This window comes from Nocardia bhagyanarayanae (genome assembly GCF_006716565.1).
GTDB lineage: Bacteria > Actinomycetota > Actinomycetes > Mycobacteriales > Mycobacteriaceae > Nocardia > Nocardia bhagyanarayanae.
Genome location: NZ_VFPG01000001.1, coordinates 3,797,653 through 3,822,613, shown reverse-complemented (window position 1 = coordinate 3,822,613; position 24,961 = coordinate 3,797,653). Strand labels below are relative to the sequence as shown.

The window sequence follows — 24,961 nt, the reverse complement described above, 5'->3', positions numbered from 1 at the left end:
GCCCGGCACGAGCGCCCGTTCAGGTGGTGACGGGCGCCCGCTCAGGTCGTGACGGGTGCCGGTTCGCCGGAACGCTCCGGCTCGCCGCCCGGCTCCTTCCTCGTCGTCTCCGGCTTGGGCTGTTCACCGTCCGGGCCGAAGACCAGACCGGCCTTCCACGCGCTGCGTTCGAAGATCCGCTGCACCGGCGTCGCCATGAACGTGGTGATGATCGTCATCAGCGCCAGGATCGTGTACAGCTCACCGTTGATGAGCCCGGCCCCGAGGCCGATGTTCAGCAGGATCAGCTCCATCAGGCCGCGGGCGTTGGCCAGCGCGCCCATCGACGCGGCCTCGCGCTTGCTCATGCCCTGCCAGCGCGCCGCGAGTCCGACGGCGCCGAACTTGCCCGCGAACGAGACGATCAGCACGATCGCCGTGACCAGCAGGACCTCCGGTTCGAAGATCAGGCTGAGTTCGGTGTTCAGGCCCGAGTAGATGAAGAACGCGGGAAGCAGCAAGTAGGCCACCAGCGGCTCGAAGCGCTCGCGGATGGTGTCGAGCAACCGGCCGCGCGGCATCACCGCGCCCGCGACGAACGCGCCGAACACCGAGTAGATCCCGCACCAGTCGGTGAACCAGCTGGCGAGCAGCACCACGACCAGCACGACGCACAGCTGCGCGATCGGCAGCCCGCCCGCGCGTTCGGTGTCACCGCGCTTGGGTTCCCAGGTGTCGAGCTTGGCCAGCCAGCGCCGCGCGACGAACATCATGAACAGCAGGTAGGCGAGTCCGCCGCCGACTGCGAGGAACGCGCCGTTCATGCTGTCCTTGGTGGTGGCGACCACGGTGGCAAGCAGGATCCAGGCGCACGCGTCGTCCACCGCGGCGCACGCCAGCGACATGGTGCCGAGGCGGGTGTTCAGCAGTCCGGAGTCGTAGATGATCCAGGCCAGCATCGGGAACGCCGTGATGGCGACGGCCGCGGCCACGAAAAGCCCGCCCTGCCAGGGCTCCACCTTGTCGGTGAAGTATCCGCCGCTGCCGACCATCCACCAGCCGAGCGCGCCGCCGAGCACCAGCGGCACCGCCACGCCCGCGGTCGAGGTCGCGCCCGCCTTCCGCAGGTGTGAGGACAGGATGTCCACCTTGAACGAGGCGCCGACCAGGAACATGTACAGCACCAGGCCGAGCTGGCCGACGACGTAGATCGCCGTCAGGTTCGGGTGCGTGATACTCGCGCCTCCCACCGCGAGCGTGGTCGGGAACAGCCATTCCTGGGCCTCGGGCCAGACGAGGCCCAGAATCGAAGGCCCCAAAACGAATCCGGCGACCATGATGGCCACGACCTGCACCTGACCCAACCGGCGGAACACCGGCCAGAGCAGGCGGTAGGTCACCAGGATGACGGCTACCTGTAAGAAGAAATGAGTGGTGATTTCCAAGAGCGATGGCATCGCAGCTCCCCTCCGTCGAGCTGGATCGTGCACTGACACTGTGAGATCGCGGAGACTCTCCGGAACGCAACGCCGTGCCGCCGCATACGGTACCCGAATCCCTTGCCGTGCGACCGCTTTCCCGCCGCGCGAACCTGCGGCGAACCACTGGAGAACGCCGACGCCCGGCGCCGCGAGGCCGGAAACACGTTCCGGTCCGATCGCGCCCGCCGGGCGCCCGCGCGCTCAGGATTTCCGCGCGCGCCACTCCGCCACGTTCATCCCGCCGACGCCCCAATCGGTCAATGGCACTTCGTCGATCACCACGAAGGTGCTCGCCGGATCCTTTCCGAGCACATCCCGAAGCAGGTCGGTGACGCCCTTGATGAGCCGGCTCTTCTGCTCGACGGTCACGCCTTCGTCGGTGACCTTGATGTTGACGTACGGCATTACGCTGCCCTCCCGGAGATGAACCCGCCGTCGACGGGGAAGATGTGGCCGGTGGTGAATTCCGCGTCCGCCAGATAGAGGACGGCGGCGGTGGTTTCGGCGACCTCGCCGACGCGGTTGAGCAAAGCCAAACGGCCCGAGGCTTTCTCGTCGCCGTCGCCGAAGAGCGGCGTGCGGATGATGCCGGGCGCGACGAGATTCACCCGGATGCCGTCGGCGGCGAGCTCGGCCGCGAGGCTGGTGGTGAGCGCGTGCACACCGCCCTTGCTGACCAGCGCGGCGGAGGCGGGCAGCCCGGCGAGCGCGTGGTTGATCAGGACGGTGCCGATGTTCACGATGCTGCCGCCGCCGCCCTGCTCGCGCAGTCTGCGCACCACCGCCTGGGTGGTGAAGTAGGTGCCCTTGAGGTTGCCGTTCAGGTAGCCGTCCAGTTCCGCCTCGGTGACGTCGACGAACGGCTTGGCGCCGAAGGTGCCCGCGTTGTTCACGAGGACGTCCACCCGGCCGAACCGCTCGACCGCGGTCCGCACCAACGCGGAACCCGTTGCGGCCGATCCGATGTCGCCGACCACCTCGGCCACCTGTTCGGGCGCGCCCAGCTCGGCGGCGACCGCGGCGAGCTTGTCCGGGTCGCGCCCGTTGATCACCACGTTGTCGCCGCGGGCCACCAGGGCACGTGCGACATCGCGACCGATCCCGCTGGAGGATCCGGTCACGATGACCGTTTTGGCTGACATATTGTTTCCCTTCTTCTTGAATACGACCGGTCGTCTTGGAATGGGTACGAAATTCGGCGCCTGTGGCAGGGCACGGGAATTCAGGGTCGGAAGTAGTCGTCCAAAAGGCGCCGCAGGCACTTGTGCAGCGGTTCCAGCGAGCGGTCGATCTTCATCCGGATCACCGCCCCCTCCCAGGACTCGATGAGCAAGTCGGCGAGCTCATCGGCCGGGATGTCGCCACGCACCTGATCGCGCTCCTGCGCCTCGAGCAGCGCCTTGGCGACGCCGTCGCGCCAGGCGCGAAACGCACCGGACAGCGATTCGCGCAGCGTCTCGCTGCCCTCCAGCTCGCCGCCCAGGTTGGCGATCAAACACCCACCGGTGAAATCGGTTTCGACGAACTCGTCCATCTGCTTGGCGAAGAAATTCCGCAGCCCGCTCACCGGATCCGGTGCGGGCCCGAGCGCCTCGGCGAGGTTCCGCTGGATGCATCGGGAGTGGTAGTCGATGACCGCCCGCCCGAAGCTCTCCTTGCTGTCGAAGTAGTTGTAGAACGAGCCTTTCGGCACGCCGACCGCGTCGAGCACCTGCTTGATGCCGGTGCCGTGGTAGCCGTTGGCCAGAAAACCGGCGGCGCCTTCTTCCACCAGGAGCTGGCGGGTGTCGTCACTGCGTCGCGGTCGTGCCATGCGATGAACTATACGACCGGTCGTCTAGGAATCGCAACCGGCCGGGTCGAGCGTGCGCCGCCAGCCTCCGCACCGGGTGGCGAACGCGGTCAGATGCTGGGCGGCGAATTCCTCGGCGCACCAATCGCGCTGGGTGATGTCGGCGGTCCACACGTATGTCCACACCACGCCGGGCGCGTAACGACCGTTCTCCGTGCGGTCGGAATCCTCGTGGCGGTAGCGCGACGAACGACCCGCACGAGCACCGGGATCGGCACGCTTCGCGCCATCGAAATCCACTCGGCGCAAGTCGTATTCGTCGTCCTCGAAGGCGTCCAGTATCGCCCACTCCCCCGCGCTCAAGCCGGAGAGCACCGCGCCGCGCACCGTCGCCCGCGCATCCGCCACCAAGCCCGGATACAGGCGGCGAGGCAGTGCGGCCGCCCGCCATCCGGTCAGTTCCGCGGGCGCCAGATCGGGGCAGCGTCCGATCAGCTGGTGCAGCACCTCGGGGAATTGGAGAGTGCCGTAGACGAAGAGCGCGTGCTCGGGCGCGGACACCCGGGAGAGGCGGCCACCGGGGCGGTTGCCGATCACGTCCACGCCACTCTCCTCTCCCGCGCTGCCACCACTGTGCCTCGAGTCCGTGACCCCATTCAACGCCGCGCTCGAGCCACCACCGCACCCGGCCGCCACCGCCACCGCGCTCGGCGGGACCGGCGTCAGCCCCGCTCCGCGAGCCGAGCGAAGGCGTCGGGGTCGTGGGAGGAGAAGATGGTGATCTCCTCGCCGTGCGCCCGATTGAGTTCGAGGAGACATTCGCGGTTCTGCCGGAAGTCGTTGGAGCCGAGCGAACGCAACTCCATCAGCTGCCAGATCAGCGGGGTTCGCGGGTGCACAGGATCGATCTCGCTGCCCACGTAGAAGGCATCCCCCGCGTGCAGCAGCCAGCCGTCGCCGGTGTCGACCGCGACGCCCACGTGTCCCTCGGTGTGGCCGTACAGCGGGACGACGAGGATCTCCGCGGGCAGTCCGGGCAGGTCGCGGACCGCGCGGAAGCCGAACCACTCGGCGCCGCCGTCGATCTCGTTCGTCAGCCACTTCGGCCGGTGCGCCCACTGCGCCGGTTGGTAGCGCAGCCGGTCGAACAGCCCCTTCGACGAGTTCGCCGCGCGCAGTTCCGGGCCGTGCACGTGCACGGTCGCGTCCGGGAAGTCGACAAGTCCGCCCGCGTGGTCCAGATCCAGATGGGTGAGCACGATGTCGCGGACGTCGGCCGGGTCGTAGCCGAGCGCTTGGATCTGCCGGATCGCCGTCTCCCGTTCGAGCAGCTTGGCGCCGAGCGAGAAACGCGCGGGACCCATCATCCGGCCCGGATCTCGCACGCACTCCAGGCCGTAGCCGGTGTCGACCAGGACGAGCCCGGTGTCGGTCTCGATCAACAGGCAGTGGTCGACCATGCCCAACGCCATCGACCCGCAGTTCAGGTGGTGAATCCGCACCAGCCGAGCGTCCCAGCCGCCGACCCCGCGGTCAATGCCGTCACATCGGCCGCTGGGCGCGGATGATGGCGGCGAGATATTCGTAGTCGTCGCTGCGTGCGCTGGAGGCGCGGAACGCGAGACCGATGGTGCGGCCGGGCGCCGGATCGGCGAAGCGGGCGGTTTCCAGTGTGCCCCTGGCGGTTTCGGCGGTCACGGCCATTTCCGGGATCAGCGTGACGCCCAGCCCGCCCGCCACGCACTGGACGACGGTGGCGAGCGAGGCGGCGCGGGTGTCGCCGACCGCGCCGGGGTGGACGTCGACCGAACGGCACAGGTCGAGCGTCTGGTCGCGCAGGCAGTGGCCCTCGTCGAGCAGCAGCAGCGGCAGTGTGCCGAGCACCGCGGGCGCGATGTCCTTGCGCCCGGCCAGCGCGTGGCCGCGCGGGGTCACCAGCACGAATTCCTCGGTGTAGAGCGGAATCTCCACCAACCCCGAGTTCTCGGTGGGCAGTGCGAGCAGCGCGACGTCGAGCACGCCGGTGCGCAATCCCTCCAGCAAACGCGCGGTCTGGTCCTCGACGACCTGCGGCACCAGCGCGGGTAGCCGCTTGCGCAGCTCGGGCAGCAAAGCGGGTAGCACGTAGGGCGCGACGGTCGGGATGATCCCCATCCGCAACGTGCCGCCGAGTCCGTCGCCGGTGGCCGAGGCGACGAAGCGGTCGGCGGCCTCCAGCGTCGCCATCGCCTGCGGCAGCAACCGCATCCCCGCCGCGGTGACCAGAACCCGGCGCGTGCTGCGCTCGATCAGCTGCAGCCCCAGTCCGTTTTCGAGCGCGGCCAATGCCTGCGATAACGTGGGCTGGCTCACATTGAGCCGGGCGGCCGCGGTGCCGAAATGCCGGTATTCCGCGATCGCCACGAACGCACGCAGCTGCGAAAGTGTCGGCTGATAAGTCTGATCAGTCACGCCTATCAGTGTAGTGCGACTGATCACCTTTACCTTTCACTGCCCTTTGTGCAAGATCACAGAAGAACTTCGCACGCCCAAAAACCCCACGAAGGACGAGGAGACAAAGCATGGCCCTGCTGACCATCGGCGACCAGTTCCCGGCATACAACCTCACCGCGGTCATCGGCGGTGACCTGTCGAAGGTCGACGCTCAGCAGCCTGACGACTACTTCACCCAGGTCACCAGCGACGATCACGCGGGCAAGTGGCGGATCGTCTTCTTCTGGCCGAAGGACTTCACCTTCGTCTGCCCGACCGAGATCGCCGCGTTCGGCAAGCTGAACGAGGAGTTCGCCGACCGCGACGCGCAGGTGCTCGGCGTCTCGGTGGACAACGAATTCGTGCACTTCCAGTGGCGCGCGCAGCACGAGGATCTGAAGACCCTCCCCTTCCCGATGCTGTCGGACCTCAAGCGCGAACTGGTCACCGCCACCGGCGTCCTCAACGCCGACGGCGTCGCCGACCGCGCGACGTTCATCGTCGACCCGAACAACGAGGTCCAGTTCGTCTCGGTCACCGCCGGTTCCGTCGGCCGCAACGTCGACGAGGTGCTGCGGGTGCTCGACGCCCTGCAGTCCGACGAGCTGTGCGCCTGCAACTGGAAGAAGGGCGACCCGACCATCAACGCGGGTGAGCTCCTCACCGCCAGCGTCTGATCCGGAAGACCCACTCGCCGAACAGATCCCGCTCCCCGCTCCCGCGGGGAGCGTCTTCGAGAACGTCCCCGCGCCCGCGGGCCTGATACACACAGAGGAAACGTCGAATGAGCATTGAGAACCTGAAGAACTCCCTTCCCGAGTACGCCAAGGACCTCAAGCTCAACTTGTCATCGATCGCGCGCACCACCGTGCTGAACGAACAGCAGCTGTGGGGCACCCTGCTCGCGTCGGCGGCCGCGACCCGGTCGGCGACCACGCTGCGCGAGATCGCCGAGGAAGCCGCCGACGTCCTGTCGGCGGAGGCGTACAACGCCGCGCTCGGCGCCGCCTCGATCATGGGCATGAACAACGTGTTCTACCGGGGCAAGGCGTTCCTCGGCGGCCGCTACGACGACCTGCGGGCCGGTCTGCGCATGCAGATCATCGGCACGCCCGGCGTCGACAAGGCCGATTTCGAGCTGTGGTCCTTCGCGGTCTCCTCGATCAACGGCTGCGCCCACTGCCTGGAGGCGCACGAGCACACCCTGCGCGAGGCCGGTGTCTCCCGCGAGGTGATCTTCGAGTCGCTGCGCGCCGCCGCCATCGTGGCCGGTGTCGGCCAGGCCGTGCAGTCCACCGAGACGCTCGCCGCCGCGTCGGTCTGACGCCGCGACGGCCCGAAAGCCCCGTCTTCGCTCGGACGGGGCTTTCGGCTTTTTCCACCTCGACCGGGCCCCGCCGAGGAGTGACCAGCGCCACGTTTGCTCTCCGGTAGCCGAGGGTCGGAGCCGGTAGGCTCGCGTGCATGGGCACACAGGATGAACCGGAAGCCATGGGCACACGGGTCGAGGTGGTGCGCGTATTCACGGATGCGACCGGACGCCTCGGCAATCCACTGGGCATCGCCCGTGCGAAGGACGTCGGCGAGGCCGATCCGCAGGCCCTCGCGGCGCGGGCCGGATACAGCGAGACGGTCGTGGTCGAGGACCCGGTCGACGAGATTGCCCGCATGCGGATCTACACCCCGGCCATCGAACTGCCGTTCGCCGGGCATCCGTCGGTCGGCACCGCGTGGTGGCTCGCCGAACAGGGCATCCCCGTGCGGGTGCTGGACATGCCCGCCGGGCCGGTGCCCGTCGAGCTGGCCGACGGGCTCACCTGGATCAAGGCGCGCGGCGAGTGGGCGCCGGACTTCACCTTCCACCAGCTCGACAGCCTCGACGAGCTGGCCACGCTGCGTCCCGAGGAGTTCCCCGGCGGACCGCACTACCTGTGGTGCTGGACCGAGGAGCACCGTGCCACGGTGCGCTCGCGAATGTTCGCCCCCACCATGGGCATCGAGGAGGACGAAGCCACCGGCGCGGCAGCCGTCGCGCTCACCGCTCTGCTGCGCCGCAGTCTGATCATCACGCAGGGACAGGGCTCGCAGTTGTTCACCGAGTGGGACTCCGACGGCTGGGTGCGCCTCGGCGGACGGGTCGTCGCCGACACCGTCGTAGAACTCTGATTCCCGGCCTCATCCGAGCGCCGCGGCGACGAGCATGTACGCCATACCGAGATCCATCACCACGTGCGGCACGACGGCCGCCGACCCGACCGCGCCGACCGGGTGCGCGAGCCGGTGCCAGCCACCGCCGCGCAGGCACAGCACCGTGAGCCCGTCGGCGACGAAGAGCGCGGCGAGCGCATAGGCCGCGAGAGGCGGCGGGCCCGCGTGACCGGTGGCCGAATGCCCGGACATCGCGTAGAGCATGGCCGCGGCGGCGAGCGCGTGATATCCGATCGCGAAGATCTGACCCGCCGGCACGGCGCCGCGCGCCGCGCGCCATTCCACGATCCGGCTCACCAGCAACGCGCCGAACGCGACCGTCATGGCGATCAGCACGCCGCGCACCGCGTGCGGACTCGCTTCGGTCGGGAAGATCAGCATCACCAGCATGATCAGGCACATGACCAAGTGGGCGGCATCCGATTCCGAGTCCACATGCCCGCGAACGGGTCTCGCCAACCGCAGCGTCACGATCGCCGACGTCACCAAGAACGCCGCCACCACCGACCACCGCAACGCGGCGTAATCCTGCACGAACTCGGCCACACCCCACCACCTTTCGCCGCGGCGATCGTGAGACTGCCCTTCCATGCTCGCATTCCGGACCGGGTTAGGATGCCCTTTCTCACTACTCCCGAGAGAGAACTCCCGACCCGGTCACGGACACCCCGGCTCATCGCATCCGGAAGACCGGACCATTCGGACGAAACGGCAGCGACGCGCCCGCGGGCACGAGGTAGGCGTGCTCGCGGCGCACTCGCAGCACATCGCAGGCGCCGTCGGTGATGATCAGAATCGGTCCGTCGGCGGGAAAGTCGTCGGCGCGTTCGAGCAGCCGAACCCCGGGCTGCAAGACGGTGCCGCCGCGGCCGCGCACCCGCACCCCGCGCGCGATCTCCTCGACCGGTAGATATCCGGCGTCGTAGGCCGCGGCGTCGCAGTACACCACCCTGGCGCGCGGCACGTCCCTGGCCAGCGCGTAGGAAGCGATAGCGCCCAAGCCTTTTCCGAGCAGCGCCGCGTCCATCGAGCCCGAGGTGTCGAGCACGACGCCGAAGGTCGGCAGCCGCGCGCTCTCCTCCGGCCGCACCCAGGCCGGGCGCGGGATACCGGGCGCCTGCCTGCGGGAAGCGCGGGCGTAGCTGCGGCGCTTGTCGACCGAGGGGACGTGCTCGTCGAACCAGTGCGCAAGCTGCGCGTCCCACGGCAGCGGCGGCTGGTCCATGGCGCGGATCGCCTCTTCCAATGCGGCGGGAAGATAGCCGCGCCCACTGTTCAGGTGATAGGCCAGGCCGGTGGACAGCGCGTTGCGGTAGTAGTCGTCCAGGTCGACGTAACGGCCCGCGCCGCCGGAGTGCGGAAGCGGTTCGCCGAGCACGTCACCGCGGCCGCGCCCGCGCAACGTGGCCAGCTTGCGCAGCCGTCGCAGATCCGTCGCGATACGGTCGTACACCTCTTCCGCCGAGCAGCCTTTCAGCGCGGGGTCGTACAGCAGGCCCTCGGGCATGATCCCGACCCCCAGCTCCACCAGCCAGCCGTTCACCACGTAGTCGCACGCGATGTTGAACAGGTACGGGTCCCGCCAGGCGGTGCGTTCGCCGTGTCGCAGTGCGGCGTGCAGCATTTCGTGCGCGAGCACGAAGCGCCACTCCTCCTCGTTCAGCCCGGCCAGCGGGTTGACGTAGATCTCCGCCGCCTCGGCGTTGACCGCGGCGATGGCGATGTCCCAGCCGCGCGCCAGATCCGCGTCGGCGACGAGCGTCATCCCGGCCGCCAGCGCGCCGAGCAGCGGATAGGACGAGACGAACCAGCTCAGCGCCGCTTCCCACGCGCGCTGGGGCCGACGGCCCTCGGAGGTCGGCTCGCCGCCCGCGACGGTCAACGCGTCGCGGGCGGCGGCGGCGATGCCCGCGGCGAAGCGTGCCGGGTCGTCGGCGCGCTCGGCCGCGGCGGCGCCGCTGATCAGGAAGTCCGGCTCGTCGGCGCGCCGGTATTCGACGGGAACGGCGGTGTCGCGCCAGCGCGCGGCCGTCGCGTGCTCGTCGGAAATGCTCGGCGCGATGGGGAATTCGGTCGGCCGGCGCCCGATCTTCATGGTGGTCAGATACTGGTCGACGACCGCGCAGCAGGCGGCGCGATAGGCGGGGTGTGGTTCGGCCTCGTCGATCGACCAGCTCTCGGTCAGATCGATGTCGGTGACGATGTCGGCCGGGTCGGCCACGCGCGGATCCAGGTGACCGAACCCGGCGTGCAGCAGGCAGTGCGCGAAAACCCAAGCCCACTCGGCGGCTTCGGCGCGGCGCTTCGGGTGGTAACCGACGCCCGCGCCCGCGATGCGCGCCCACACCTCCGGCGAGGTCCGACGCGGGTCGAGCTCGTAGAGCCGACCCGGCAGATACCGGAAGGCACGATGCGCCTGAACCATGCCCCAGCCGTCCAGCACCGCTTGGCGCCAGGGGTCGACGGTCGCGCGGCGCTTCCCGCGCGCGGCGCCCACGGCTACCGCCGCGCGGCCAGGCGCGGCAGGTCGCGGGTCACCTCGACCAGGAACCACGAGGGCAGCACCGGCGCACCGTCGGCGTCCGAGGCGATCACCAATTGCGCGCATTCGACCGAGATCTCGGCCAGCTCGACGAGCATGGCCTTGGCCCGCAACACGAATCGGTGCAGCGCGGCGGACACGTGCTTGCGGGAGCCAGGCAGTTCCTTGATGAGCCGGGCGCGGAAGGTCTCGGACAGGAAGTACAGCAGGTCGCGGTCGCCGGGATCGCGCGGCCAGTCGGCCTCGCCCTTGATCACGGCGTCCAGATCGTAGGCGTGCCGGATGGTCTTGACGAAGGCGCGGAACCCCGAGGCATGCGCGTGGGTCAACGTGCCCGCCGCGAGCACCTCGAGCAGCGTGTCGTCGAGATCGTCGCCGCAGGAGTGCAGTGCGTCGGAGAGCATGTGCCAGCCGCGCGGGGTCGAGAAGGGCGCCTCGGTCTTGGGCGCCGCCGACCACAGGTGATCGGGGCGCTGGGTCACGTAGCGCACCACCCAGGGATGGATGTCGTTGTGCGCGGCCCACTTCAGCCAGTCGTCCACGTCGGCCCGCAGGTGCAGGTGCACCATGCGGTTGACCAGCGCCGAGGCCATCGGACGGGCCAGCGCGTTGTCGGTGGCCCGGTTGCCCGCGCCGATCACCACCGAACCGGCGGGCAGCTCGTAGCCGCCGATGCGGCGGTCCAGGATCAGCGAGTAGAACGACTTCTGCACCTCCGGCGCCGCCGCGTTCAGCTCGTCCAGGAACAGGCAGTACGGCGTCGGCCTGGCGATGAGCTCGGGCGGCGCGAATCGGCTGCGGTCGCCGACGATCTGCGGCACACCGATCAGGTCCTCCGGCGCGAGCTGGGTACCGAGCAGCGTGACGCACTCGAGCCCGAGCGATTCAGCGAACGAGCGCACGAGCGAGCTCTTGCCGATACCCGGGGCGCCCCAGAGAAACACCGGCCGCACCAGAGCGACGTGCAGCAGCAACTCCGGCAGCTGGTCCGGGGTCACCGTGACCGTCGCCTCCATACTCTTCCTCCCCCGTCGAGAACTACGAGGGTCGAAGGTACGCGCGCGGAACCTTTCTCGGCCACCGGTTTTCCGCGTCAGACGGGTCGACCGTGCCGTTCCGCGGCGGCGCGGGCGAACCGGCCGGGAGACACGCCCCGCCACTGTTTGAACGCGTTGGAGAAGCTCGGCGCGCCCGAGTACCCCATGCGGTAGGCGACGTCCTCGACGGTCAGGCCGGTGGCCAGCAACTCCTCGGCCAGGTTGCCGTAGGTCTCGCTGCACAGACTGCGATACGACGTGCCCTCGTCGGCCAGGCGGCGGCGCATGGTGCGCAGACTCATGTGCAGCGCGGCCGCCACGTCCTCCTGGGAGACGCGCCCGCCCAGCCGGTGCAGCAGGACCTCCCGCACCGATCCGGCGATGCCCTTGGCCAACCCGCGCCGTCGCAGCAGGTGTGCGCACTGCTCCTCGAACAACGCCGCGGTGAGCGGGCTGGCTTGCGGCAGTGGGTCGTCGAAGCCCGCGGTGTCGAAGACGACCAGGTGCGGTCCGGCGCCATCGGTGGCCGTGAGGCCGTACCGGTCGAGGATCGGTTGCAGCCGGGGACGCAGGCCCCAGGCGACCTGTCCGCCGAGGATCGGCGCCGGCGCGTGGTACACCGCTGTCCAATTCGTCAGCAGCACCGCCACATCCCGCTCCAGCAAGAAGCCGCGCAGTCGCGGCGGCACGTCGCGGTCGTCGGCGTAGAGCAGCAGCGTGTCATCCTGGTAGACGTGCCGGGTGCGGGCGAAGGTCGTGGTCATCCGGATGTAGCGCATCAGCAGGTCCATCGCGGACCGCACCGTCGGACTGCTGAGCAGCGCCAGTCCGAGCGCGCCGTAAGTCGTGACGTGCGTACGCATTCCGGCTTCCAGGCCGAGGCCGGGGCGGTCGTCGAACCGGGTGACGATATTGCCGATGAGGGCCAGCTCCTGCGCCGCGGTGACCTCCATGCCCGGCGTCGTGAGCTGCGCGGGCTCGATCCCGGTGTCGCGCAAGCATTCCGCGAGCGGCAGCCCGTGGTCGCGCGCCAAGTCGACCAAGACAGCCGACAACGTCACCGAGCGACGCCACTCCCACGAAGACACCGTTTCATCGTCGTCCGGCATGGCCGGATTCCGCATGGTTTTGGCCGGACATCGCAAGGACAGCCGGACGTCCTGCCCGTCCGGGTGGTCGGCGCGGCAAACGCCGCGCGGTCGGCGGCACAACTGGCCGATATCCGAAATGTCCTGACCCGACATCGCATGGCATCGACACCGCGCCGCGCCCTACCGTCGAGGCCCGAGGCGAAAGCGGGCGAAATCACATGTCGAAGAAGACACTTGTGGGCAAACGGGTAGCGATCACCGGCGGCGCGCACGGCGTCGGCCGCGAGATCGCGCTGGCCTTTCTCGCGGCGGGCGCGGACGTGGCGCTCGGGGACGGCGACACGGGCCGGGCCCGCGCGGTGGCCGAGCAGTTCGCGCGGATGCACGGTGGCACCGCTGTCGGTCTCGCGCTGGACACCGGCGACAGCGCGCGTTTCGCCGAGTTCCTCGCCCGCGCCGAACGCAAGCTCGGCGGGCTGGACGTGGTGGTGAACGCCGCCGACACCGCGCCGAGCGGATCGTTCCTGAGCGAGTCCGAGATCGAATCCGATCACCAGATCGACGTCAACCTGCGCGCGGTGATCACCGGATCCCGTTTGGCCGGACGGCGTTTCGTGGAGCAGGGGCACGGCCACATCGTCAACATCGGCTCGGCGGTCGGCGTCACCGCGGCGCTCGGGGCGGCCGTCTACAGCGCGACCAAACACGCCGTCGTCGGGCTGGGCACCGCGCTGCACCGCGGTCTCGCCGAACAAGGCGTGCTGGTCAGCACCATCGCCCCCGGATACGCCCCGGCCCCAGAACTGGTCGCCGACGCCATCGTCGACTGCGTCGAACACCGTAGGAGCGGACTCGTCGTGGTCCCACCCGACCGCTGGCTGCGCACCGCCGTCCCCGGTCGCACCCGGCTCCGCCGAACCCTCGGCCGCGTGTTCGGCGTGGCCTAACCCATCTCCCGCAGGACGCGTTTGAGGACTTTGCCGGTGGGGTTTCTGGGGAGTCGATCGACGAAGAGAACGTCGCGCGGCACCTTGAAGCGGGCCAGGTGGGTTTTGACGTGGTCGCGGACTTCGTCTTCGGTGAGAGTGTGGCCCGCGCGGACCACCACGACCGCGCGCAGACGCTGGCCGTAGCTGTCGTCGTCGATGCCGAAGGCGCTGACTTCCTCGACCGCTGGGTGGGCGGCGAGCAGTTCCTCGACTTCGCCGGGGAAGACGTTCTCGCCGCCGGAGACGATCATGTCGTCGTCCCGGCCGTCGATGAAAAGCCTTCCGGCGCTGTCGAAATGGCCGACGTCTCCGGTGGACATCAGCGAGCCGATGCGGTCCTTGTCTCCCCCGCCCGTGTAGCCCTCGAACTGGTAGTTGTTCCCGACGAAGATGCGTCCGGTGCGGCCCTGCGGCAGCTCGGCGTCGTTCTCGTCGAAGATCTTGACGGTCGTGCTCGGTACCGGGGTGCCGACGCAGCCCGGCTCGACCGCCAGGTCGGCGGGCGTGGCGATGGTCGCGTACGCCACCTCCGTGGAGCCGTAGACGTTGTAGACCACGGGACCGAACGCCTCGGTGACCCGCACGCACAGCTCGGCGCCCAACTGCGAGCCCGCGACGAAGATGATCCGCAGCCGCGAGAAGTCGTGTCCGGCACGGGCGCGCGGCCCGAGATCGACCAGCCGTTGCAGCATCACGGGTACCGCGATCATCGCGGTGGCGCCATGCCGGTCCAGGCTGTCGAGCACCGCCTGCGGATCGAAGCGACGCCGGATCACCAGGGTCGAACCGAAACCGACGGCCATCACGGCGTGCGCGAAGCCGAGGGTGTGGAACAGCGGCGCGGGACATTCGGTGATCTCTTCGGCCCGGAACGGAACCCGGCCGAGGATCGCGCCGAGCGGCGCCAGCGACGTCGGCTCCCGGCGCGGCGCGCCCTTCGGGGTTCCGGTGGTGCCACTGGTCAGCAGGATGATCCGGGCCGCGGTGCTCGGTCGGCGCGGCGGTTTCCTGGAGCCGCCCGCGATCAGGTTCTCCAGCGTGTCGACCGCGGGCGCGTCGGTCCAGGCGCGGTAGCGCCCACGCGGTGTGCGCAGATCGCCGAGCACGCCCGCGAATTCGTCGTCGTAGACCAGCAGGTCGGCGCCTTCGCGCGCCAGCACCTCGCGCAGCTGCGGGCCTGCGAAATCGGTGTTCAGCAGGATGATCTTGGCGCCGCACTTGGCCGCGGCGAACACCGCGTAGTGGAAGCCGCGGTGGTTGCGCGCGAGCACGGCGACGCCCTCGCCGTCGCGCAGACCGCGCGCCCGCCAGGCGTTGGCCAGCGCGGTGGTGCGTTCGTCGAGCTCGCGGAAGCTCACCGTGCCCAGTTCGTCGATGATCGCGGCCCGGTGCCGGTACCGCAGCGCCGCCACCGTCACCAGTCCGCCGAGCATGCCCGAGCGCAGCACCGCGAAACCCATGCGGGCCAGCCGATCCGGCCGTTGCGGGGTGGCCAGGCCGGCGCGCACCGCGAGGCTCGCGTAGTAGGTCTCGTCGGCGACGCGGCGGGCCGCGGCGACCGCGACGGAGCCGAGGGTGTTGACACGGTTCATAGATCCACCTGAGCTGAAGCACGCGAGGGCGAGTGCCCTCACAGTAAGGTGTCTCACACAGTCCCGTCGAGAGCCCGATCCACGACCATGATGGACGGTATGTCGAGCCGTACCGGAGAACAGCGCACCACCCCGCGCATCACCGTCGACGACCTCACCGGCTCCGACATCGCCGCCCTGCTGGCCACCCACCTGAGCGAGATGCGCGCCAACTCGCCCGACGACAGCATGCACGCGCTGGACCTGTCGGCGCTCCGCCATCCCGACATCACCTTCTGGAGCGTGCGCGAGGGCTCGGACCTTCTCGGTTGCGGGGCGCTCAAACAACTCGACGCCAGCCACGGCGAGATCAAATCGATGCGGACCGCCGCCGAGCACACGGGTCGGGGCGTCGCGACCGCCCTGCTCACACACATCGTCGACGAAGCGCGCGCCCGCGGCTACCGCAGGCTCAGCCTGGAGACCGGCGCCGCGCCCTATTACCTTCCCGCCCAACGCCTTTACACGCGCCACGGGTTCGCGTTCTGTCCGCCCTTCGCCGATTACGCCGAAGACCCGCACAGCGTGTTCATGACGCTGGCACTGTGAGCCGGAGGGTCAGCCGAGCGCGCGGGTGAACGCGGCGGCCAGCTCGTCGACCTGGGCGTCGGTCATCACGAACGGCGGCGAGACCTGCATCGCGCCCTGGCCCGCGGCCCGGCTCGAAACACCCTGGGCGCGTAGCTCTTTGACGAACGCGGGCGCTTCGGCCGGGTCCGCCAGCTGCACCGCCGCCACCGCGCCGAGCCCGCTGCGCACCTCCGCCACCCGCGGATGCGCGGCCAACGGCGCGAGCTTCTCGTGCAAGGTCCGTTCCAGCCGTGCCGCCTCGGCGAGCAGGTTCTCGCGTTCGATGATGTCGAGGTTGACCAGCGCCGCGACGGCCGAGGCGGCGTGCCCGCCGTAGGTGTACCCGTGCCGCCACCACACGCCGCCGCCGAAGAACGGCTCGGCCAGTTCCGGCGCGACGAACACCGCGCCCATCGGCAGGTAGCCGCTGGTGAGTCCCTTGGCGGTGGTCATGATGTCGGGCCGCAGGTCGAAGCGGCTGGACGCGAACCAGCTTCCGCCGATGCGCCCGAATCCGGTGACGACCTCGTCGGTGACGAACAGGATCCCGGCGTCGTGGCAGATGCGGCGCACCTCGTTCAGGTATCCCTCCGGCGGCAGATACACCCCGCCCGCGCCGATGATCGGCTCACAGAAGAAGGCGGCGATGTGTTCGGCGCCCACCTCCTCGATCAGCGCGAGCAGCGCCTTGGCGTCGTCCCAGGCGACGGTGCGGGCGTCGGGCATGAGCTCCCCGTATCCCTCGCGGTTGAGCGGCAGTCCCGCCAAAGCCGTTCCGGCCACGTGCATTCCGTGATACGCGCGTTCCCGGCCCACCACGATCGTCTTCTCCGGCCTGCCCACCTGGTGCCAGTAGCGCCTGGCCAGTTTGGCGGCGGTGTCGATCGCGTCCGACCCACCCGAGGTGAAGAAGATCTTGCTGCCCGGCACCGGCGCGATCGTCGCGAGCCGCTCGGCGAGTTCCCTGGTGGGCGCTTCGGCGAGGTCGCCGAAGTTCGAGTAGTGCGCGATCTCGCGCAGCTGGGCGGCGACGGCGTCGGCGATCTCGGCGCGGCCGTGCCCGACGTTGGCGAACCACAGTCCGGCGGTGGCGTCGAGATATCGGGCGCCCGACTGGTCGTAGACGTAGGCGCCCTCGCCGCGCGCGATCACGAACGCGCCGTCCCGTTCGACGGCGCCCATATCGGCGAATCCATGCCACAACGCGCTCATGCCTTCGCCTCGCCGGCGCTCGGCTCCGGCATGCGCGGGGCGCACTGGCACATGATTCGCTCACTACGTTCGCTCATGTCACCACCTTTACCTCAGCGAAGCCGGAATCGAACCGACCGCGACGCGGCTCACCCGCACCGGACAACCGAGACCTCCGCCACCGGAGCCCATGCCCGGACCGCGGGGCATGGGCGACGCGATCGCTGGGAGCACCCACCTACCGCGGCGACGCCGAGTACACCGAAGGCAACACCGCGTCCTCGCACCACCAGCGCCGCGTCCGAGCCCGCGTCCATGGGCCGATCTTCGCATACCTCGGCACCAGCGACCCGCCGATTCGACACCGTCGGCATACGTTCGGCTATCGGTGCGGGCGCCCGTGGCGGCCCGGCAGCGGCGGGCGGTGAGGCCCGGCCCGGTAGGCTGGACGACGCAATGACCAGGACAGCTGATACCGGAACCCGCGAGCTCCGCACCCGCCTGGCGAATCTCTCCCTCCGCGACGAGTACCGGCTGCGGCGTCGGCTGGACCGGGCGCGCGGCACGGACCTCGAGGAGATCGCCGCCGACATCACCGCCGCCGAGCTGCGCGTGGAAGCGCGCCGAGCGGCGGTGCCGCGGATCCGCTACCCGGAGCAGCTGCCCGTCACCGCCCGTCGCGCCGACATCGCCGAGGCCATCGCCGCCAATCAGGTGGTGATCGTCGCGGGCGAGACCGGCTCCGGCAAGACGACGCAGATCCCGAAGATCTGCCTGGAGCTGGGACGCGGAATTCGCGGCGCGATCGGGCACACCCAGCCGCGCAGGCTGGCCGCGCGCACCGTCGCCGAACGCATCGCCGAGGAGCTGGACACCGAACTAGGTGACGTCATCGGCTACACCGTGCGGTTCACCGATCAGGCCTCCGAGCGCACCCTGGTCAAGCTGATCACCGACGGCATCCTGCTCGCCGAGATCCAGCGCGACCGCCTGCTGCGCCGCTACGACACGATCATCATCGACGAGGCGCACGAGCGCAGCCTCAACATCGATTTCCTGCTCGGCTACCTCAAGCAGCTGCTGCCGCGCCGCCCCGACCTGAAGGTGATCATCACCTCGGCGACCATTGATCCGGAGCTGTTCGCCAAGCACTTCGCCGACGAGAAGGGCACGCCCGCACCGATTGTCGAGGTGTCGGGCCGGTCCTACCCGGTCGAGATCCGGTACCGGCCGCTGAGCCTGGAACTTCCCGCCGCCGACGAGGACGACGAGGACACCCGCGTGGTGGACCGCGACCCCGTCGACGCGATCGGCGACGCGGTGCGCGAACTGTTCGCCGAGGGCGACGGTGACGTGCTGGTCTTCCTCTCCGGCGAACGCGAGATCCGCGACACCGCCGACGCGCTGCGCGACCTGAAGCTGCCGCGCACCGAGATCCTGCCGCTGTACGCGCGACTGTCCACCGCCGAGCAGCATCGTGTCTTCGCGCCGCACACCGGCCGCCGCGTGGTGCTGGCGACCAATGTCGCGGAGACCTCGCTGACCGTGCCCGGCATCCGCTACGTGATCGACCCCGGCACCGCCCGCATCTCCCGCTATTCGATGCGCACCAAAGTGCAGCGGCTGCCGATCGAACCGGTCTCGCAGGCCTCGGCGCGGCAGCGGTCCGGGCGCTGCGGCCGCGTCGCGGACGGCATCGCCATCCGGCTGTACGCCGAGGACGATTTCGAATCGCGGCCCGCGTTCACCGAACCGGAGATCCTGCGCACCAACCTGGCCGCCGTCATCCTCCAGATGACCGCGCTCGGGCTCGGCGACATCGAGAACTTCCCGTTCGTCGAGGCGCCGGACAAGCGCGCGATCCGCGACGGCATCGCGCTGCTGGAGGAACTGGGCGCGCTGGCCCGCGGCGCGGCGGGTCCCGACGCCGCGTTGGCGCTCACACCGGTCGGTCACGAGATGGCGCAGCTGCCGGTCGATCCGCGCATGGCCCGGATGCTGGTGCAGGCCAACGGCAACGGCTGCCTGGCCGAGGTGTTGATCATCGTCGCGGCGCTGTCGATCCAGGACGTCCGTGAGCGGCCCGCGGAGTTCCAGCAGGCCGCCGACACCAAGCACGCGCGTTTCGTCGTCGAGGGCTCCGATTTCCTCGCCTACCTGCGACTCTGGGACTACCTGACCGAGCAGCGCAAATCGCTGTCGTCCAACCAGTTCCGGCGGATGTGCCGCGAGGAGTTCCTGCACTACCTGCGGATCAGGGAGTGGCAGGACCTGCACGGGCAGCTACGCACCATCACCAAGGGACTGGGCTGGTCCACCGACGGACGTGGCTCGCGAACCGTCGCCGCCACAACCGAATCCGAGCCGACGGGTCGCACGGCAGACGAGTCCGCGGGATCGAATCGCAGACGGCGCGGGGGCCGCGGCACGCCGAAGACGCCGGAGGTCGCACTCGAAAGCGACGGTCTCCCTTGGGATTCCACCGCGATTCACCAATCGCTGCTGGCGGGCATGCTCTCGCACATCGGCGTGCGCGAGGCGGAGAGCCGGGAGTTCCTCGGTGCGCGCGGCGCGAAGTTCATGATCTTCCCCGGCTCGTCGCTGGCGAAGAAGCCACCGCGCTGGGTGATGGCCGCCGAGCTCGTCGAGACGTCGCGGCTGTTCGGCCGCATGGCGGCCAGGGTGGAACCCGAATGGGCCGAGCGCCTGGCGGGCGACCTGGTGAAGCGCACCTACTCCGAACCGCACTGGTCGGCCAAGCGCGGCTCCGCGCGCGCGTACGAGCGGGTCACGCTGTACGGGGTGCCGCTGGTGACGAGCCGACCGGTGGACTACGGCCGCATCGACCCCGAGGTATCCCGCGAGCTTTTCCTCCGGCACGCGCTGGTGCAGGGCGAGTGGCAGACCAAGCACGAGTTCTTCCATCGCAACCGGGAGCTGCTCGACGACGTGGCCGACCTCGAGCACCGAGCCCGTCGACGCGACATCCTGGTCGACGACGAGGTGCTGTTCGAGTTCTACGACCAGCGCGTCCCCGCCGACGTGGTCTCGGCGCGGCATTTCGACAGCTGGTGGCGCACCGCGAAGCGGAAAGATCCCGCGCTGCTGGACTTCTCGAAGTCGACGGTGGTCAACGAGAACGCGGCGGCGCTGGACCCGACGGACTTCCCCGACGCGTGGCGCCAGGGCGAGCTGAGCTTCCCGCTGACCTATCAGTTCGAGCCGGGCCAGGAGGACGACGGCGTCACCGTGCGCATCCCGGTCGAGCAGTTGGCGCACGTGCGCGCCGTCGGCTTCGACTGGCTGGTGCCCGGCATGCGCGAGGAGCTGGCCGCGGCGCTGATCAAGACGCTGCCGAAGTCGTTGCGGCGCAGCGTGGTTCCCGCGCCGGACTTCGCCGCCGCCGCGCTCGCGGCGCTCACCCCGCGCGCCGAACCGCTGCGCACCGGTCTGGCCAGGGAGCTGTCCCGGCTCGGCTCGGTGACGATCACGCCGAACGATCTCGATCCCGCCGCGCTGCCCGACCACCTGCGCATGACCTTCGCCGCGGTCGACACCCGCGGCCGGGTGCTGGCCAAGGGCAAGAGCCTTGCGGCGTTGAAGACCCAACTCGCCGAGCAGGTCTCGGCCTCCGTGGCGCGCGCGACCGCGGGCGCCGAGCGAGCCGCGGCCACCGTGTGGACCTCCGAATCCCTCGGCACCGTCGAGCCGACGGTGCGGCGCAAGGTCGCCGGGCAGACGGTGACCGGATACCCGGCGCTGGTGCCCGAAGGCGAGGGCGTCGCGGTGCGGGTGCTCAGCTCGCCCGCCGAACAGGCCGCCGCGATGCGGGCGGGCACCCGCGCCCTTGTCCTGCACGCGATACCGACCTCGGTGCGCACCGTCACCGCCGGGCTCTCGCCCACGGATCGTCTTGCGCTGAGCCAGAATCCGTACGGTTCACTGGAGGCGCTCGTCGAGGACTGCCGCGCGGCGGCCGCCGACGAACTGATCGCGGGCGCGGGCGGTCCGGTGCGCAGCCCGGAGCGATTCGAGGCTCTCGTCGCCGCGATCCGTCCCAAGCTCGCGACCGAGGTCGCCCGCGTCGTCCGCGCGGTGGTGCCGGTGCTGGCCGAGGCGCACCGGGTGACCTCGGCGCTGGGCGGCGCCGCCGAGCGCGACATCGCCGAGGACGTCCGCCACCAGCTCGACGATCTGGTCTTCCCCGGCTTCGTCTCCGAATGGGGCAGCGCGCGCCTGCGGGACCTACCCCGCTATCTGCGCGCCGCACTGGTCCGTTTGGAATCGTTGCCCGGTTCCGCCGTGCGCGACCGGCAGGGCATGGCCGAGCTCGATCGCGTCCTCGCCGCGTACGACCGTTTGCTCGCCGCACTGCCCGAGGGACGCAAGCAGGCGCCCGATGTCACCGAGATCTGGTGGATGATCGAGGAATTCCGGGTCAGCCTGTTCGCCCAGAAGCTCGGCACGCCGTATCCGGTGTCGGCCAAGCGGATCGAGAAAGCGATCGCCGCGATCCGCCGTTAGCGGGCAGTGCGGACGCTCGCCGGGCCTTCGCCGAGCGACCGCGAGCCCGCCGGATCACGTTGTCCGGCGGGCTCGGAGTCGAAGCGGATCAGTCGGCGGCGACGCCCGCCGCGGCGCGCGCCTCGCGCATCTCCCGGATCTCGCGTTCGAAGTCCTCGGCGGAGGTGAAGGACCGGTAGACCGAGGCGAAGCGCAGATAGGCGACCTCGTCGAGGTCGCGCAGCGGGCCGAGGATCGCCAGGCCGACCTCGTGGCTGGGCACCTCGGGCGAACCCGTCGCGCGCACGGCGTCCTCGACCTGCTGGGCCAGCAGGTTCAGGGCGTCGTCGTCGACCTCGCGGCCTTGGCATGCCCGCCGCACGCCGCGGATGACCTTCTCCCGGCTGAACGGTTCGGTGACGCCGCTGCGCTTGACCACGGACAGGATGGCGGTCTCGACCGTGGTGAAACGCCGCCCACAGTTCGGGCAGGAACGTCGACGGCGGATGGCCGCGCCTTCCTCGGCCTCGCGCGAGTCGACCACCCGTGAGTCAGGGTGTCGGCAGTACGGGCAATGCATCCGAGAGATCCTTCGTCGATGTACCCGGCACAAGGTAAACCCCGATTGACACGCGGTATACCTCCATAGCTCTTCGAGGATACCCGTGCCGGTACCGGGCGTTTCGTCCGGCGGGCCGCATCACTCGACTAGTTGCCACCGGGCGGTCAGATCGGCGAGCAGTTCGGGCAGGCGCGGCACGAGCCGCCCGCGGGCGAGCTTGTGCCAGAACGACTCGCCGAGCACGGCCGCGGCGAGGACGGCGTCGGACTCCATGTCGATGTGGCGCGGCACCAGGTCGCCCATGATGTAGGTCCAGCGGTCCTCCCGGTCGGCCCAGTTGAAGGCGGGCAGCGCGGTGCGCAGCGCCATCGATCGGCCGCCGAGATCGGCGCGCACGGTGGCCGGGGCGAAGATGCCGGGCGCGCGCACGCCGGGCACCGCGGGTTTGCCCGCGATGGTGCTGACGTAGGTGAGCACGCGGCCGATGCCGTCGCGCCCCGCGGCGGTGACGTCCCACTGATCGGCGATGACGCGGTTCTGCTCCCGGTCGGTCATGCGGATCAGCGCGTCGATGTAGCCGTCGCGGGTGCCCGTCGTGATCGATTGCCAGGCGGCACGGATGTCCGCGTCGATGATCCCGGCGGCGTACATCTCGTCGATTCCCGGCATGCCGAGCGCGACGAAGGCTTCGTGCATCGGAACGAGGTCGGTGAAGATGTGCTTCTGCATGATCATCAGCCGGGTCTGGTACCAGGCGACGTCCTCGGCGGACAGCCGCGCGCCCTCGGTGGCGAGCAACCGGATGTCGGCGGGCAGTTCGCCGACCAGTTCCCCGGGGGTTCCGCGCAGTAGATCGGCGACCGCGTTGCCGAGTCGATGGATGCCGGGCACGTCGAGGACGACGCCGACATCGCTCATGTCGAAGAAACCGGAAGCGAACGAGCCACCCGCGATCCCGGCCAGGCCCGCCCAGTAGAACTCCGGATGCGATGTGGTCAGCCGCAGATAGTTGACGTACACCTGGTTGAAGGTGCGCTCGTTGGCCCGCACACCCCGGCTCGGATCCCACCCGGCCAGATCGATCGCGGCGTTGTCGGTCGCCACCACGAGCCAGTACTGATGCAGCAGCGTCGCATAGCGTTCCGGCGCGATGCCGTCGGCGCGCGCTTGGTCCAGCGCCGCGCGCAACGTCGGTTCGTCCAGGGGCAGTGCGGGATTCAGTCCGCCGCCGTACTCACCGTCGCCGTTGACCGACGGAAGGTCCAGATAGCCGTGGTAGGCGGGGTCGGCGTGGGCGGCGGGAATCGCGCCGAGTCCCAACAGAAGACAGAAGAACAGCCCGGCGAAAGCCGGGAGCGTTCGGCCCGCTGTGTGTCGCTGCGTCATTGCAAGAGGTCCCGAAATCGTTCGAGGCAGGTGTTGCCTGGGTCACGTTTTCAGCACAGTAGCAACGCGTTCTAGTTCTGGATCGAGATTTTCGGCCACGCTTCGCGGCGCGATCGAACGGCGCCGCGCAGACCGCGATCAGTGCGGGAAGTCGCCGTAGTGCGGCTGCTGTCCGATCTCCGCGGGAATCGAAGTGGAGGGAATGGTCTCCTCGAAAGTGCCGGCACGCCAATGGGCCAGGCCGAACAGCGCCACGACGACGAGCGCGCTCAGCAGGGCCGCGACCGCGAGCACCGCGAAGCCCAGCTGCGCCTGCTCGACGGTCGGCACGGGGTGCGAGCCACGGGGCCGCCGCGCGGCGGGCGTGCGCACGGGACCGCGCCGATACAGTTCCACGGTCCCGCCCGGCCTGCTCGTGCGCGGGCGGCGATCCGCCACCGCGCGCCCCAGCCCGTCCAGCGCGCGCAGTCCGCCGCGGTGCGCGCGCCGCACCCGAGGCACGGAGTCGAAGCCCAGATCGTCGATCGGCCCGTCGGAGGCCGGAGCGGATTCGGTGGCGCTGATTTCGCGGATCGCTGTGTTCATCGGACAAACCTCCGTGGGGATGCAGGCGGGATGGCTCGAAGGGAGTCGCTTTCGATCACATGTTCGAAGAACTGATGTTCGAATTTCTACCACGCGGCGGCGCCGAAGTCAGCACGAAACGCCCGACATGCGTCGAACAGATGTTTGAAACCTGGGCGTCACCGGACTAAATTCGAAAAGCGACATCAACGACAGGAAGGGCGGTTGCGGTGAGCCACACAGACGACACGGGCGACGAGAGCGGAGTCGGCGGCGACCCGTCGCTGACCGGGGCAGATCTCACCGTGCGTCAGCGCAAGGTGCTGGAGGTCATCCGGACCTCGGTGAGCGAGCGCGGCTACCCGCCGAGCATCCGCGAGATCGGCGACGCGGTCGGACTGACCTCCACCTCGTCGGTCGCCCACCAGCTTCGGGCCCTGGAACGTAAGGGCTATTTACGCCGCGACCCCAACCGCCCACGCGCGGTCGACGTCCGCGGGCTCGACGAGGCGGTGCGCGCGGTGACCAGCCTGCCCGGCGCCGCGATCGAGGACGCCGAGGCCGCCGCGATCGATCCGAGCCGTCCGACCCCGACCTTCGTCCCGGTGCTGGGCCGGATCGCCGCCGGTGGGCCGATCCTCGCCGAGCAGGCCGTGGAGGACGTGTTCCCGCTGCCGCGCGAATTGGTCGGCGACGGTTCGCTGTTCCTGCTGAAGGTCGTCGGCCAGTCGATGGTCGACGCCGCCATCTGCGACGGCGACTGGGTGGTCGTTCGCCAGCAGAACGTCGCCGACAACGGCGACATCGTGGCCGCGATGATCGAGGGCGAGGCCACGGTGAAGACCTTCAAGCGCAGCGGCAAGGACGTCTGGCTGATGCCGCACAACCCGCTGTTCGAGCCGATTCCGGGTAACGACGCCCGCATCCTCGGCAAGGTCGTGACGGTTATCCGCAAGATCTGAG

The 24,961-nt window shown here is 69.7% G+C and carries 23 protein-coding genes; 7 read left to right on the top strand and 16 right to left on the bottom strand.

Features of this window, described 5'->3' with window-relative positions:
• Positions 1-41: 41 nt before the first annotated feature.
• The 7 genes from FB390_RS16305 to FB390_RS16275 all read right to left on the bottom strand — a co-directional run bounded on the left by FB390_RS16305 (position 42) and on the right by FB390_RS16275 (position 5,703).
• Entirely contained in the window at positions 42-1,436 is a 1,395-nt protein-coding gene (locus tag FB390_RS16305) for a cation:proton antiporter (protein ID WP_141809701.1), read from the bottom strand.
• A 225-nt stretch (positions 1,437-1,661) separates the two neighbouring features.
• A complete protein-coding gene (locus tag FB390_RS16300; protein WP_141809700.1) occupies positions 1,662-1,865 on the bottom strand; it encodes a tautomerase family protein in 204 nt (67 codons plus the stop codon).
• Entirely contained in the window at positions 1,865-2,602 is a 738-nt protein-coding gene (locus FB390_RS16295) for an SDR family NAD(P)-dependent oxidoreductase (RefSeq protein ID WP_141809699.1), read from the bottom strand. The genes FB390_RS16300 and FB390_RS16295 overlap by 1 nt, the downstream gene beginning before the upstream one ends.
• A gap of 80 nt (positions 2,603-2,682) precedes the next feature.
• A complete protein-coding gene (locus FB390_RS16290; RefSeq protein ID WP_141809698.1) occupies positions 2,683-3,273 on the bottom strand; it encodes a TetR/AcrR family transcriptional regulator in 591 nt (196 codons plus the stop codon).
• A 24-nt stretch (positions 3,274-3,297) separates the two neighbouring features.
• On the bottom strand, positions 3,298-3,855 hold the full coding sequence (locus FB390_RS16285; protein WP_221639280.1) for a gamma-glutamylcyclotransferase family protein: 558 nt from the start codon (positions 3,853-3,855) through the stop codon (positions 3,298-3,300).
• Between the two features lie 119 nt (positions 3,856-3,974).
• Positions 3,975-4,754, bottom strand: a complete 780-nt coding sequence (locus FB390_RS16280) for an MBL fold metallo-hydrolase (RefSeq protein WP_141809696.1) — start codon at positions 4,752-4,754, stop codon at positions 3,975-3,977.
• A gap of 40 nt (positions 4,755-4,794) precedes the next feature.
• The gene (locus tag FB390_RS16275) at positions 4,795-5,703 is read right to left on the bottom strand and encodes a hydrogen peroxide-inducible genes activator (protein ID WP_141809695.1); all 909 of its coding nucleotides are present in this window, start codon (positions 5,701-5,703) and stop codon (positions 4,795-4,797) included.
• Between the two features lie 110 nt (positions 5,704-5,813).
• Between FB390_RS16275 and FB390_RS16270 the strand changes: the two genes are divergently transcribed.
• From FB390_RS16270 to FB390_RS16260, 3 genes are all read left to right on the top strand, one after another.
• Positions 5,814-6,401 carry a peroxiredoxin gene (locus FB390_RS16270; protein WP_067779506.1) on the top strand — a complete coding sequence of 196 codons (588 nt, stop codon included), beginning with the start codon at positions 5,814-5,816 and terminating at the stop codon, positions 6,399-6,401.
• Between the two features lie 107 nt (positions 6,402-6,508).
• A complete protein-coding gene (gene ahpD, locus FB390_RS16265; RefSeq protein ID WP_141809694.1) occupies positions 6,509-7,048 on the top strand; it encodes an alkylhydroperoxidase, AhpD family in 540 nt (179 codons plus the stop codon).
• Between the two features lie 167 nt (positions 7,049-7,215).
• Complete coding sequence (locus FB390_RS16260; RefSeq protein WP_141811824.1) at positions 7,216-7,890, top strand: PhzF family phenazine biosynthesis protein; 675 nt, start codon at positions 7,216-7,218, stop codon at positions 7,888-7,890.
• A 9-nt stretch (positions 7,891-7,899) separates the two neighbouring features.
• Here the strand turns inward: FB390_RS16260 and FB390_RS16255 are convergent, their stop codons facing one another.
• The 4 genes from FB390_RS16255 to FB390_RS16240 all read right to left on the bottom strand — a co-directional run bounded on the left by FB390_RS16255 (position 7,900) and on the right by FB390_RS16240 (position 12,599).
• The gene (locus FB390_RS16255) at positions 7,900-8,478 is read right to left on the bottom strand and encodes a DUF5134 domain-containing protein (protein ID WP_185757050.1); all 579 of its coding nucleotides are present in this window, start codon (positions 8,476-8,478) and stop codon (positions 7,900-7,902) included.
• 127 nt (positions 8,479-8,605) lie between these two features.
• A complete protein-coding gene (locus tag FB390_RS16250) occupies positions 8,606-10,429 on the bottom strand; it encodes a vWA domain-containing protein (RefSeq protein ID WP_221639278.1) in 1,824 nt (607 codons plus the stop codon).
• Between the two features lie 2 nt (positions 10,430-10,431).
• On the bottom strand, positions 10,432-11,490 hold the full coding sequence (locus tag FB390_RS16245; RefSeq protein WP_141809692.1) for an AAA family ATPase: 1,059 nt from the start codon (positions 11,488-11,490) through the stop codon (positions 10,432-10,434).
• Between the two features lie 77 nt (positions 11,491-11,567).
• Positions 11,568-12,599 carry an AraC family transcriptional regulator gene (locus FB390_RS16240; RefSeq protein WP_246124050.1) on the bottom strand — a complete coding sequence of 344 codons (1,032 nt, stop codon included), beginning with the start codon at positions 12,597-12,599 and terminating at the stop codon, positions 11,568-11,570.
• 239 nt (positions 12,600-12,838) lie between these two features.
• On the opposite strand from FB390_RS16240, the gene FB390_RS16235 reads away from it, so the two are divergent.
• Complete coding sequence (locus tag FB390_RS16235; RefSeq protein WP_185757049.1) at positions 12,839-13,549, top strand: SDR family NAD(P)-dependent oxidoreductase; 711 nt, start codon at positions 12,839-12,841, stop codon at positions 13,547-13,549.
• Here the strand turns inward: FB390_RS16235 and FB390_RS16230 are convergent.
• Positions 13,546-15,183, bottom strand: coding sequence for an acyl-CoA synthetase (locus FB390_RS16230; RefSeq protein WP_141809689.1), 1,638 nt, complete (start codon positions 15,181-15,183; stop codon positions 13,546-13,548). The genes FB390_RS16235 and FB390_RS16230 overlap by 4 nt on opposite strands.
• Before the next feature lie 99 nt (positions 15,184-15,282).
• Here FB390_RS16230 and FB390_RS16225 point away from each other — a divergent pair, with 99 nt between their 5' ends.
• A complete protein-coding gene (locus FB390_RS16225) occupies positions 15,283-15,771 on the top strand; it encodes a GNAT family N-acetyltransferase (RefSeq protein WP_221639276.1) in 489 nt (162 codons plus the stop codon).
• A gap of 9 nt (positions 15,772-15,780) precedes the next feature.
• Here the strand turns inward: FB390_RS16225 and FB390_RS16220 are convergent, their stop codons facing one another.
• Entirely contained in the window at positions 15,781-17,004 is a 1,224-nt protein-coding gene (locus FB390_RS16220) for an aminotransferase family protein (protein ID WP_141809688.1), read from the bottom strand.
• Positions 17,005-17,439: 435 nt separating this feature from the next.
• Here FB390_RS16220 and hrpA point away from each other — a divergent pair, with 435 nt between their 5' ends.
• Positions 17,440-21,507: an ATP-dependent RNA helicase HrpA gene (gene hrpA / locus FB390_RS16215; RefSeq protein WP_141809687.1), complete on the top strand. Its 4,068-nt coding sequence runs from the start codon at positions 17,440-17,442 to the stop codon at positions 21,505-21,507.
• A gap of 88 nt (positions 21,508-21,595) precedes the next feature.
• On the opposite strand, the gene nrdR is transcribed toward hrpA, so the two are convergent.
• From nrdR to FB390_RS16200, 3 genes are all read right to left on the bottom strand, one after another.
• A complete protein-coding gene (gene nrdR / locus FB390_RS16210; protein ID WP_067779472.1) occupies positions 21,596-22,066 on the bottom strand; it encodes a transcriptional regulator NrdR in 471 nt (156 codons plus the stop codon).
• A 120-nt stretch (positions 22,067-22,186) separates the two neighbouring features.
• Positions 22,187-23,434, bottom strand: a complete 1,248-nt coding sequence (locus FB390_RS16205; protein ID WP_141809686.1) for a hypothetical protein — start codon at positions 23,432-23,434, stop codon at positions 22,187-22,189.
• 138 nt (positions 23,435-23,572) lie between these two features.
• A complete protein-coding gene (locus tag FB390_RS16200; RefSeq protein ID WP_141809685.1) occupies positions 23,573-24,019 on the bottom strand; it encodes a hypothetical protein in 447 nt (148 codons plus the stop codon).
• A 263-nt stretch (positions 24,020-24,282) separates the two neighbouring features.
• Between FB390_RS16200 and lexA the strand changes: the two genes are divergently transcribed.
• Complete coding sequence (gene lexA, locus FB390_RS16195) at positions 24,283-24,960, top strand: transcriptional repressor LexA (RefSeq protein WP_097248151.1); 678 nt, start codon at positions 24,283-24,285, stop codon at positions 24,958-24,960.
• The last annotated feature ends 1 nt before the right edge of the window (position 24,961 follow it).

Excerpts from the sequence above, each read along its gene's own strand:
- FB390_RS16305 (WP_141809701.1), bottom strand. The coding sequence starts at position 1,436 with ATGCCATCGCTCTTGGAAATCACCACTCATTTCTTCTTACAGGTAGCC.
- FB390_RS16300 (WP_141809700.1), bottom strand. The coding sequence starts at position 1,865 with ATGCCGTACGTCAACATCAAGGTCACCGACGAAGGCGTGACCGTCGAG.
- FB390_RS16295 (WP_141809699.1), bottom strand. The coding sequence starts at position 2,602 with ATGTCAGCCAAAACGGTCATCGTGACCGGATCCTCCAGCGGGATCGGT.
- FB390_RS16290 (WP_141809698.1), bottom strand. The coding sequence starts at position 3,273 with ATGGCACGACCGCGACGCAGTGACGACACCCGCCAGCTCCTGGTGGAA.
- FB390_RS16270 (WP_067779506.1), top strand. The coding sequence starts at position 5,814 with ATGGCCCTGCTGACCATCGGCGACCAGTTCCCGGCATACAACCTCACC.
- ahpD (WP_141809694.1), top strand. The coding sequence starts at position 6,509 with ATGAGCATTGAGAACCTGAAGAACTCCCTTCCCGAGTACGCCAAGGAC.
- FB390_RS16260 (WP_141811824.1), top strand. The coding sequence starts at position 7,216 with ATGGGCACACGGGTCGAGGTGGTGCGCGTATTCACGGATGCGACCGGA.
- FB390_RS16245 (WP_141809692.1), bottom strand. The coding sequence starts at position 11,490 with ATGGAGGCGACGGTCACGGTGACCCCGGACCAGCTGCCGGAGTTGCTG.
- FB390_RS16230 (WP_141809689.1), bottom strand. The coding sequence starts at position 15,183 with ATGAACCGTGTCAACACCCTCGGCTCCGTCGCGGTCGCCGCGGCCCGC.
- FB390_RS16225 (WP_221639276.1), top strand. The coding sequence starts at position 15,283 with ATGTCGAGCCGTACCGGAGAACAGCGCACCACCCCGCGCATCACCGTC.
- FB390_RS16220 (WP_141809688.1), bottom strand. The coding sequence starts at position 17,004 with ATGAGCGCGTTGTGGCATGGATTCGCCGATATGGGCGCCGTCGAACGG.
- hrpA (WP_141809687.1), top strand. The coding sequence starts at position 17,440 with ATGACCAGGACAGCTGATACCGGAACCCGCGAGCTCCGCACCCGCCTG.
- nrdR (WP_067779472.1), bottom strand. The coding sequence starts at position 22,066 with ATGCATTGCCCGTACTGCCGACACCCTGACTCACGGGTGGTCGACTCG.
- FB390_RS16205 (WP_141809686.1), bottom strand. The coding sequence starts at position 23,434 with ATGACGCAGCGACACACAGCGGGCCGAACGCTCCCGGCTTTCGCCGGG.
- FB390_RS16200 (WP_141809685.1), bottom strand. The coding sequence starts at position 24,019 with ATGAACACAGCGATCCGCGAAATCAGCGCCACCGAATCCGCTCCGGCC.